The sequence below is a fragment of the Streptomyces sp. 15-116A genome (assembly GCF_025290915.1).
Lineage (GTDB): Bacteria > Actinomycetota > Actinomycetes > Streptomycetales > Streptomycetaceae > Streptomyces.
Map to the genome: position 1 here is coordinate 1 of NZ_JAOCQE010000237.1, position 10189 is coordinate 10189.

Below are 10189 nucleotides of genomic sequence, written 5' to 3' on the forward strand. Positions count from 1 at the left end.
GGCCAGCAACGCCGGGTCGCGCTCGCCCGCGCCCTGGCCCGCCGCCCCGCCGTCCTCCTCCTCGACGAACCCACGGCCGGACTCGACCCGGCCCTGCGCGACGAGATCGCCGAACTCCTGCGCCACCTCGCGGAGAGCCACCGCATCGCGATCGGCCTGTCCTGCCACGACCCGGACCTGGTCACCAGGCTCGCGGACGACGTCGTGGACCTGACCGGCCCCCGTCCGGGGGACACCGCGCCCCCCGCCCCCGCCCCGCGCGAGCGGGCACCGCACGACGGCCGCCCCCTGCTCACCGTGTCCGGCCTGCACGCCGCGCACGTCCACCGCGGCCGCCGCATCCCCGTGCTGCACGGCATCGACCTCACCCTCGCCTCCGGGAGCGGCCTCGGCGTCGTCGGCGCCTCCGGATCCGGCAAGACCACGCTGCTGCGCACCCTCGTCGGTCTGCACCGCGCCACCGCCGGCTCCGTCAGCCTGGACGGCACCCCCCTCGCCCCCGCCGCACACGCCCGCTCCCGCGACCAGCGCCGCCGCCTCCAACTCGTACCCCAGGACCCGCTGGGCACCCTCAACCCCAGCCGCACCATCGGCGCCACGCTGCGCCGGCCGCTCCTCCTGCACCGCCGGGCCGGACGCGCCGAGGCCCCCGACCGCGTCCTGGAACTCCTGGACCAGGTCGGCCTGCCCGCCGCCTTCGCCGACCGCTACCCCCACGAACTCTCCGGCGGCCAGCGCCAGCGCGTCGCCATAGCCCGCGCTCTGGCGGCCGACCCCGACGTGCTGATCTGCGACGAGATCACCTCGGCCCTCGACGCGGACACCACCGTCGCCGTCATGGACCTGCTGGCGGAACTCCGCACCCGGCGTGGCCTGGCACTCGTGCTGGTCAGCCACGACCTGCGCCTTGTCGCCGACCGCACGGACACGCTGATCGTGATGTCCGAAGGGCGGGTCGTCGAGACGGGTCCCACGGCGCGGCTGCTGAGCTCGCCGGCCCAACCGCTGATCGCCGCGCAGGCCGAGCGCGGGAAGGCGGCAAGGAACTGATCGGAACGCCCACCGCTCACGGCTTGCTCCTGTGCTGCGGCTGGGGGGACTTCGCCGCCTCCGCTGCCTCCGCCTTCGCGTCGTTGACCGCCGCGGCGGCCTGTTTGCCGGCCTCGTCGGCGGCCGCCGCGGCGTCGAGTGAGAGGGGTCCGGCCGCGTCGAGCTCCGGGGTGCGGCCTTCGTCCGGTGTGCCGGTGGGGGCTTCTTCCTCGGGTTCCGTCGGCTGCTGGTCGCCGAACGCGCGGGTGACCGTGCGGACCGCCTCCGTCAGCTCGCCCGGGATCACCCAGAACGTGTTGTTGTCGCTCTTCGCCAGGTGCGGGAGGGTCTCCAGGTACTTGTAGGCCAGGACCTTCGGGTCGGCGTTGTTGCGGTGGACGGCCTGGAAGACCAGCTCGACCGCCTTCGCCTCGCCGTCCGCCTGCAGGATCATGGCCTGCTGCCTGCCCTGCGCCTCCAGGATGTCCTTCTGCTTCGTGCCCTCCGCGGTGAGGATCTTGGCCTGCCGCTCGCCCTCCGCGTGCAGGATCGCCGCGCGCTTGTCCCGCTCGGCGCGCATCTGCTTCTCCATCGCCTCCTTGATGGTGGCCGGCGGATCGATGGCCTTGATCTCCACGCGGTTGACCCGGATGCCCCATTTGCCGGTGGCGTCGTCGAGGACGGCGCGGAGCCGGGAGTTGATCTCCTCGCGCGAGGTGAGCGTCTCCTCCAGGTCCATGCTGCCGATGACGTTGCGCAGGGTGGTCACGGTGAGCTGGTCGATCGCCTGGAGGTAGTCGGCGACCTCGTACGCAGCCGCCCGCGGGTCGGTGATCTGGTAGTAGAGGACGGTGTCGATGTTCACCACGAGGTTGTCCTCGGTGATCACCGGCCGGGGGTCGGAGGAGTAGACCTGCTCGCGCACGTCGAGTTTGGTGTTGATGCGGTCCGCCACCGGCACGATCAGATTCAGGCCGGGTTGCAGGGTGCGGCGGTACCGGCCGAACCGCTCGATGTTGTAGCGGCGCGCCTGCGGGACGATCCGCACCGTGGAGGCCACGAGGAAGACGACGACGATGGCCGCCACGAGAGTGAGGACGACAACTGGATCCACAGTGCCTCCGTTGCTGGGTTCAGGGGAGCAGCTCGCGGGGGTAGACGATGGCCGTGGCGCCCTCGATCTCCAGGACGTCGACCAGCGCACCCACCGGGATCACCAGGGTTTCGTCGTAGGCGCGGGCGGACCATTCCTCGCCGGACAGTTTGATCAGGCCGCGGGTCGCGGTGACCTCCTGCATGACCTCGGCCCGCCTGCCGATCAGCGCGTCGCTGCCGTCACGGACGAGGGGCTGCTGTGCCATGTGCCGCAGCGCGATCGGCCGGACGAGGACGAGGCCCGCCGCGGCTGCCGCCCCCAGGGCCAGCAGCTGGCCGAGCAGGCCGACACCCACACCGGCGACCACGGCCGCGACCAGCGCGGCGCCCGCCAGCAGTCCGAAGACCAGGGTCAGGGTGAAGAACTCCACGGCACCGAGTGCCGCGGCGGCGAGCAACCATACGAACCACGGCATGGAATCGCCCTCCTTCGGGGGCCTTGTCCACCAAGCTACCTCCCGGGGCGCGGGGCGGGACAGACACGGGAGCCGTGGGGTGGGGGGCGGGGTGGGGTCGGGACAGCCCTGCGTTCCGCGGTCATGCCCGAGTACCGCCCTGCCCCTAGCGTCCCGCTTCCCGTACCCCCCTCGGAGGAGCAGGCCGAGCTGTCCGATCCCCGAGCGGGGCGTCGCCGACATCAACGCCGACGACGTCTGGTCGCAGTACGACAACCGCGGTGAGGGCATGGTCATCGCCACCAGGGCCGCCGTAGGGCCCGGGGTCTAGCGGACGTCCACGAAGTCGCCCGCCGCGCTGACCGCGGGGGTCGTGGTGGTGCCGGCGAAGCTGTAGCGGTAGTAGCCGTCGGTGGTGGCCTTGACCGTGGCCGACAGGTTGCCGGTGCTGTTGGTCGTGAGGGTCTTCACCGTGGTGTAGGTGCTGGAGCCCTTCTTGCGGAACTGCAGCTTCACCGGCTGGTTGGTGTAGCCGTGGTACTGGTGGTCCTCCCAGTTGGCGCGGGAGAGCTTGCCGGTGACCGTGATGGTCCTGCCCTTGGTCACGGGCTCCGGGGAGGCGTTGACCGTCAGCTTCGAGTAGCGCTGCACCTTGAAGGTGGTGGCGGAGTCCCGGTGGATGTAGTCGTAGTCGTGGGCCGAGACCAGCGTGGAGAGCCGCCAGGTGCCCGCCGCGCTGTTGTAGACGACGCCGGTGTTCAGCCTCGGGTCGAAGGTCAGCGTGCCCGTGCAGGTGGACGTCGTGGCGCTCACCTTGGTGCAGGTGATCTCGCCGTCGTCGTACCAGATCTGCGCGTAGTTCGGCTTCGGGCCGTAGGCACTGATGTACGTCGTCTCGTCGATGCCCGAGTCGTCCGTCGCGGTCACGGTGACCTTGGCGGTCACCACGTTGGTGGTGCCGACCACGACCGGCTTGCCGCCGTTGACGACGACCTTGTCGATGGTGATGTCGCCGGAGCCGCCGTCCGCGGCCTGGGCGGCGGTGGTGCCCGTCGCCGTGGCGACGAGCGCGACACCGGTGCTGAGCAGAGCGAGGCGCGTGCGTGCGCGCATGGATGTCCCCCCACGGAATCCTCGAATGATCAGAGAGGAGCGTACGGCTTTGGCCAACGATTCACCACGCGGTTGTGGCCCGTGAGCTCGAGGACCGGGCCGGGCAGGTGGCCGGGGGTGCCACCGGGCGCAGGAGGCCGACGCGGGCGGGGCGGCGCAGGGTCGCGCCCGGTTCCGGGAGCAGCTCGACCGCCAGGACGCGCAGGAGCGTGGTCTTGCCGCCGCCGTTTCTTTCGGCCCGTCAGGTGCGACGGCCCACCGCCGCTTCACCGAATGGACCAGGGCCCGAGGCATCCAGCACCGCATTGCCCGCAAGGGCGTCGATAGCTCTCAGCGACTCGGCCGACACCGCTGGACCATGGAACGGAGGCCTGGCTCGCCGGCTGCCGCCGATTCCACCGCCGTTACGAACGCAAAGCCGAGAACTTCCTCGCCTTCACCAGCCTCGCCTGCACCCTCATCTGCTACCGCAGACTCACGAAACGACCTGGTAGTACGCCAACCCGGCAATCACCATCACGTAGGTGACGCGGACATCAGTTCACAACGACATTGTCCCCGGACGACATCGACGGCCCGGTGGTGGTGTTGCCGTAGTACACCCAGCGCCACGTACCCGTCTTGGAGGCCTTCACGGTTGTCCTGAGATCACCCGAGCTGTTTGCGTACACCTTCTTCACGGTCGTGTAGGAGGCGGCTCCGGAGGGCTTGAACTGCAGACTGACCAGGCGGCCTCCGTAGGAGGCGTACTTCCTGGTCTCCCAGTTGGCCCGTGTGACCTTTCCGGTCACGGTGATGGTCTTGTCCTTGGCCACCGGTTCGGGCGAGGCGTTGACGGTCAGGCGGGAGTTGCGCTTGACGTGGACCGTCAGACCCTCGTCGTCCGTGTCACCGCCGTCGCCCTTGAAGAACACCCGGGCCGCGACCTTCCAGGCCCCAGCCTCACTGTTGCGCATGTCCCACACACTCGGGTCGAAGTACATCGTCTCGTCGAAGTCGCAGACGCCCGAGCTCACTTTGATGCAGTCGCTCGTCTCGATGGCGTGCCACAGTTCGTCCCCACCGCTGCGGTACAGGTACACGGCTGGGTACTCCCAGGCCTGAGTGGTCGCCATCCGGAAGGAGGCGGGCACCGCGACCTCGTTCGACACCCCGATCACGATCGGCTTGCCGCCGTTCACCTGGACACGGGTGAACGAGACCCCACCCTCGGCCGCCCCGGCCGGCGCCGCGGCCACGGCCGTGAACACCGCCGCCGCACCACCGGCCACGACAACTCTCCAGAACTGCTTCCCCACCTGATCCCCAATCTCCGTACGCAATGCAGCCGAAGGTAGATCCCTCCAACGCCCTACAGACAGCCGGTATCCGCACGGGGTTGTGCATCCGCGCATCACAATGCGGTCTCCGACAGTCCCCGCCTGAGTTCGGCGTGTCCGGACACCCGGCACACGGTGTGGGTGGCGGAGACGTGCGAGCGGGGCTGTTCCACCCACTGGACCCGCTGGCATACCTCCGATCCGGTCCCGTCGCGGTCCTCGTCGGCGTAGGCCGGCAAGCTCCACGCCGACAAGGGCTACGACTACCGCCACCTGCGGCAATGGCTGTCAGAGCGAGGCCTGGCTCGCCGGCTGCCGCCGACTCCACCGCCGCTACGAACGCAAAGCCGAGAACTTCCTCGCCTCAAGATGACTTGTTCAGCCGCGAGCGGCTAGGACTTCCGGGTCCCGCTCGGGCAGTTCCACCAAGATGTGGTCCGACAGGGCGCGAAGGAAGTCGGGGGCGTCGAAGGCGGCGCCCGGGGAGGCCACGCCGGTCGTCCTGGTCCGGCCGGTGAGGATGCGGTGGACCGCCTCCACGGCGAGCGGGGCGGTGACGGCGTAGATGTCCCGGCCCCGTGCCACGGCCCGCCGTTCGGTGCCGCCGGAGCGGACGACGACGTCGACGAGGAAGGTCTGGTCGGACCTGCCGTGCTCGTCGGCCGGGACCGGGGCCGGAGTGCCCGGCTCGGACAGGTCCTTCGCCGCCTCGGTCGTCATATAGGTGCGCACCTCCGGGATCGGCAGATGGCTGGGAACGGTGACGACATCGGCCATCGTGAACTCGGCGACGACGGTCCTGGTGCCCATCGGGGCCGGGAAGGACCAGTCGGTTGTCGACACGGGGTCGTCGTGGTACTGGAGACGGCCGTCCGCGAAGCGGACGCGCCGGCCGCCCCGGCGGGCGTGGGAGACCTCGCCCGCGGCACGCGTCCCGGTGGTCGGGTGCCAGCTGTTGAGCCCGTAGGCGATGTGCGCCTCGTCGGCGGACGTCCAGTCGCCCAGGGCCGCGGTGACCAGCAGGTCGCCGAGCCCGCCGTAGAAGGCCATGGCCGGGACGATCAGCGCGCCCTCGGTGCGGGCGCGGGCGGCGTAGTGCGCGAAGGTGTCGGCGTTGGCCTCGATCTCGGCCGCCACGTCGACGTACGGGATCCCGGCGCGCAGGGCCGCCTCGATCACGGGGGCGGCGGTCTCGGCGAAGGGACCGGCGCAGTTGATGACGGCCGCGACACCGGACAGGGCGAGGTCGAGCGAGGCGGGGTCACCGGCGGTCGCCGGGCGGATGTCGAGGCCGGGGCGGGACGCCGCCAGCTCCCGCAGCTTGGCGGCGTCGCGACCGGAGGCGACCGGGACGAACCCCCGGGCCGCCAGCTCCGCCACGACGAAGCGCCCGGTGTGCCCGTAGGCCCCGAACACCGCCACCTTGTACGCCTCGTTCGCCGATTCCATGGTGATTCCTCCCCGTCGCCGGTCCGTCGGGATCATCCTGGTCCGCCCGGACGGGCCTACGTGAGTGTCCGGAACGACGTGGCCCGTACACTTTCGGACATGGACACTGTCGCGCTGGCCGTCACCGACGGGATGCTGCACTTCGAACTGTCCGTGGCGTACGAGGTGTTCGGCTCCGCCCCGGCCGCGGTGCCGGGCCCCTGGTACGACCTCGCCGTCTGCGGTCCGCACGCCGTCCGGGTCGGCCGGTTCCGGCTGGAGCCCGATCACGGTCTGGACCATCTCCGCCACGCGGACCTGGTGATCGTCCCCGGCTGGGCGGACGTCGACGTGGACCCGCCCGCCGAACTGGTCGGCGCGGTGCGCGCGGCGCACGAGGCGGGGGCGCGGGTGGCCTCCCTGTGCACGGGCGCGTTCGTGCTGGCCGCCGCGGGGCTGCTGGACGGCAGGCGCGCGACGACGCACTGGGCGCACACGGATGTCCTCGCCGACCGTTTCCCCCGGGTGAGCGTCGATCCGGACGTGCTCTACGTGGACAACGGCAGCGTGCTCACCTCCGCGGGCAAGGCCGCCGCGCTGGACCTGTGCCTGCACCTCGTGCGGCTCGACCGCGGTTCGTCGGTCGCCAACACCGTCGCCCGCCGCCTGGTCGTACCGCCGCACCGGGCAGGCGGCCAGGCCCAGTTCGTCGCCTCACCGGTGCCGGCCCGTGACGGCCACCCGCTCACCGCGCTGCTGCCGTGGATCACCGAACGCCTCGACCGCCCCCTCACCGTGGAGGACCTGGCCCGCCGCGCCGGGATGAGCTCACGCCACCTGGCCCGCCACTTCCGCGCGGCCACCGGCACGACCCCGTTGCAGTGGCTGCTGATCCAACGGATCCGCCGCGCCCAGGAGTTGCTGGAGACCACCGACGACAGCGTCGACGCGATCGCCTCCGCCACCGGCATGGGCACGGCCACCACCCTTCGCCGCCACTTCAACCGCACCCTCGGCGTCCCCCCGGACACCTACCGCCGCACCTTCCGCTCCCGCACGGACACGGCGCCGACGGCGACCTGATCGGCCGCCGACCGGAATCTCCGTGGTCGGCGGCCCCGGGACCCGGAGGATCAGGCCGCGGCCTGAGTCGTGGCCGGGGAGCCCGGACGGGACGGCGAGGGCTGGGTGACCCGGCGCACGCGGGTCGGGGCGCCCAGGGTCGGGTTGGCCGCGCCCCAGGCCGCGAGTTTGCAGACCAGTTCCTTGTAGAGGGCGGCGGGGCGGCCGGTCAGGGCGGCGTTGCGGGCGCGGTCGTCGGCGGTGACGTACTGGATGAGGCCCTCTTTGCGGCCGAGCGAGATGCACTGGTTGAAGTAGCGGGGGGTGAGCTTCGGGAGCTTGCGTCCGGTGAGGCGGGCCGCGATCGCGTCGGCGGCCTGCCAGGCGGTGGGGACGCCCGAGGCGCACGACATGCGCAGCGGCTTGCCTCCGGCGCCCAGGGCGTGGGCCGCGTCGCCGACGGCGTAGACGTCGGGGTGGGAGACCGAGCGCATCGTCTCGTCGACCACGATCTGGCCCCGGTCCGTCACCTGAAGCGTCGTCGCCCGCGCGAGGGGGTGGACGGCGAAGCCCGCGGTCCACACGGTGACCGCGGCCGGGATCGCCGTGCCGTCGTCGGTGGTGACACGGTCGGCCTCCACGGTGGTGACGGCGGTGTGCTCGTGGACGGTGATGCCGAGCCTGCCGAAGACCTTCCGCAGGTGCCGGCGCCCCTTCGGGGAGAGCCAGTCGCCGAGGCCGGCGCGGGCGACGAGACAGACGTCGAGGTCGGGGTGGGACTCGGCGATCTCGGTCGCGGCCTCCACGCCGGTGAGGCCGCCGCCGACCACGACCACGGGCCGGCCGGCGTCCAGCTCGGCCAGGCGGGCGCGCAGCCGGAGGGCGCCGGAGCGGCTCGCGAGCTCATGAGCGTGCTCGGCGGTGCCGGGGACACCGTGGTCGTTCCAGCCGCTGCCGAGGGCGTAGACGAGGGTGTCGTACGTCAGTTCCTCCTCGCCCTCGGCGCCGGTGACCGTGACCGTCTTGCCGTCGGCGTCCACCGCGGTCACCCGGGCCGGCTTCACCTCGACGCCCGTGCCGGCGAACATCTCGCTCAGGGGACGGTGCTCGAGGGTCTGGCCGGTGGCGAGCTGGTGGTTGCGGACGCGCTCGACGAAGTCGGGGTCGGCGTTGACGAGCGTGATGCGGACGTCGTCGCGGTGCAGCCGCTTCGCGAGGCGACCGGCGGCGCCGGCTCCGGCGTATCCGCCTCCGAGGACGACGATGCGGTGCCGCGCCTGCGTCTGGGGCTGCGCCTGGGGCTGTGCCAGGGTCTGCGTCTGCTTCTGCGTCTGCATTGCGGTGCTCCTGTCTGGACGGTTCGGCAGCGATGCGCCCCTTGAACCGGGCGGCGGCGCGATACCTGACAGGAAAGCCATGTGACGTGGATCACATGACATCAGGGGTCAGAGGACGCGGAGGAGCGGTTCGCCGTGGTCGGCCGTCTCGGCCCACTGGCGGGTCGCGCGGTCGAGCTTGTCGGGGTTGACCTGGTTGCGCACCGCGGCGATGCCCTCCTCGGTGATCTCCAGGCACATGACGGCGACGACCCGGCCGTCGAGGACCGCCACGAGCGCCGGCTCGCCGTTGGCGTACGTGGCGTAGATGTCGGGGGAGCCGCCGAGCAGCTTGCGCTTGGCCGGGCTCGGCTTGAACAGGCCGCGCAGGAACTTCGCCACCGCGAGTGCACCCTCGCTCGCCTTGGCGCGGGCCGGGACCTTGCCGCCGCCGTCGCCGACCGAGACGGCGTCGTCGGTGAGCAGCCGGACCAGCGGCTCGGTCTCGCCGCTGGTGGCGGCAGCGAGGAACTCCTCCACGACGCGCCGGGCGGCGGCCTCGTCGATCTCGCTGCGGGCCTTGCCGGCCGCGACGTGCTTCTTCGCGCGATGGAAGATCTGCTGGCTGGCGGACTCGGTGATGTCGAGGATCTCGGCGATCTCCCGGTGCGAGTAGTCGAAGGCCTCCCGCAGGACGTACACCGCCCGCTCGTTCGGGGAGAGCCGCTCCAGGAGCACGAGGACCGCGTACGACACGGCCTCGCGCTGTTCGGCGGTGTCGGCGGGACCGAGCATCGGGTCCCCGGCGAGCACCGGCTCCGGGAGCCACTGGCCCACATAGGTCTCGCGGCGCGCACGGGCGGAGGTGAGCTGGTTGAGGCACAGGTTGGTGAGCACTTTCGTCATCCACGCCTCGGGGACCCGGATGTGCGCGATGTCGGCGACCTGCCAGCGCAGGAACGTCTCCTGCACGGCGTCCTCGGCCTCGCTCGCCGACCCGAGCAGCCGGTACGCGATGGCCTCCAGCCGCGGCCTGGCGGCCTCGAACCGGTCCACATCGTGCACGGTCAGCGCCATGCTTCGGATCCTAACCGCCGTCGGCGACGGGCGCGGGCCGCGGCGGGCGAGGGCGTACGGAGGGCTGAGAGCTGAGAGCGTGCGGAGGGCTGAGGCCTGGGGGCGCGCGGAGGGCTGGGGGCGCGCGGAGGGCTGGAAGCTGCGGGTACGCGGAGGACTGAGGGCTGAGGGCGCGCGGAGGGCTGGAAGCTGCGGGTACGCGGAGGACTGAGGGCTGAGGGCGCGCGGAGGGCTGGAAGCTGCGGGTACGCGGAGGACTGAGGGCTGAGGGCGCGCGGAGGGCTGGAAGCTGCGG

At 71.7% G+C, this 10189-nt stretch carries 9 protein-coding genes and 2 pseudogenes; 4 read left to right on the forward strand and 7 right to left on the reverse strand.

Going from position 1 to position 10189, the window contains the following annotated elements; genetic code table 11:
* Positions 1 to 1050, forward strand: a 1050-nt coding sequence (locus N4P33_RS27585) for an ABC transporter ATP-binding protein (protein ID WP_260829515.1), incomplete at its 5' end; no start/stop codon positions are given.
* 16 nt (positions 1051 to 1066) lie between these two features.
* On the opposite strand, the gene N4P33_RS27590 is transcribed toward N4P33_RS27585, so the two are convergent.
* The 3 genes from N4P33_RS27590 to N4P33_RS27600 all read right to left on the reverse strand — a co-directional run bounded on the left by N4P33_RS27590 (position 1067) and on the right by N4P33_RS27600 (position 3692).
* Positions 1067 to 2143: an SPFH domain-containing protein gene (locus N4P33_RS27590; RefSeq protein WP_260829516.1), complete on the reverse strand. Its 1077-nt coding sequence runs from the start codon at positions 2141 to 2143 to the stop codon at positions 1067 to 1069.
* A gap of 19 nt (positions 2144 to 2162) precedes the next feature.
* Positions 2163 to 2600 carry an NfeD family protein gene (locus N4P33_RS27595; protein WP_260829517.1) on the reverse strand — a complete coding sequence of 146 codons (438 nt, stop codon included), beginning with the start codon at positions 2598 to 2600 and terminating at the stop codon, positions 2163 to 2165.
* 306 nt (positions 2601 to 2906) lie between these two features.
* A complete protein-coding gene (locus tag N4P33_RS27600; RefSeq protein WP_260829518.1) occupies positions 2907 to 3692 on the reverse strand; it encodes a calcium-binding protein in 786 nt (261 codons plus the stop codon).
* 277 nt (positions 3693 to 3969) lie between these two features.
* Between N4P33_RS27600 and N4P33_RS27605 the strand changes: the two are divergent.
* Positions 3970 to 4220: pseudogene (locus N4P33_RS27605) on the forward strand (hypothetical protein); the annotation flags it as partial.
* A gap of 8 nt (positions 4221 to 4228) precedes the next feature.
* Here N4P33_RS27605 and N4P33_RS27610 read toward each other — a convergent pair.
* Positions 4229 to 4990: a hypothetical protein gene (locus N4P33_RS27610; protein WP_260829520.1), complete on the reverse strand. Its 762-nt coding sequence runs from the start codon at positions 4988 to 4990 to the stop codon at positions 4229 to 4231.
* Positions 4991 to 5198: 208 nt separating this feature from the next.
* On the opposite strand from N4P33_RS27610, the pseudogene N4P33_RS27615 reads away from it, so the two are divergent.
* A pseudogene (locus N4P33_RS27615) lies at positions 5199 to 5384 on the forward strand (IS5/IS1182 family transposase); the annotation flags it as partial.
* Positions 5385 to 5389: 5 nt separating this feature from the next.
* Here the strand turns inward: N4P33_RS27615 and N4P33_RS27620 are convergent.
* A complete protein-coding gene (locus tag N4P33_RS27620; RefSeq protein ID WP_260829521.1) occupies positions 5390 to 6460 on the reverse strand; it encodes a trans-acting enoyl reductase family protein in 1071 nt (356 codons plus the stop codon).
* 99 nt (positions 6461 to 6559) lie between these two features.
* Here N4P33_RS27620 and N4P33_RS27625 point away from each other — a divergent pair, with 99 nt between their 5' ends.
* Positions 6560 to 7522, forward strand: coding sequence for a helix-turn-helix domain-containing protein (locus N4P33_RS27625; RefSeq protein ID WP_260829522.1), 963 nt, complete (start codon positions 6560 to 6562; stop codon positions 7520 to 7522).
* A gap of 50 nt (positions 7523 to 7572) precedes the next feature.
* Here the strand turns inward: N4P33_RS27625 and N4P33_RS27630 are convergent, their stop codons facing one another.
* Together N4P33_RS27630 and N4P33_RS27635 are read right to left on the reverse strand one after the other, a co-directional pair.
* The gene (locus tag N4P33_RS27630; protein WP_260829523.1) at positions 7573 to 8838 is read right to left on the reverse strand and encodes an NAD(P)/FAD-dependent oxidoreductase; all 1266 of its coding nucleotides are present in this window, start codon (positions 8836 to 8838) and stop codon (positions 7573 to 7575) included.
* Between the two features lie 108 nt (positions 8839 to 8946).
* Complete coding sequence (locus N4P33_RS27635) at positions 8947 to 9894, reverse strand: RNA polymerase sigma-70 factor (protein ID WP_260829524.1); 948 nt, start codon at positions 9892 to 9894, stop codon at positions 8947 to 8949.
* Positions 9895 to 10189: the final 295 nt, after the last annotated feature.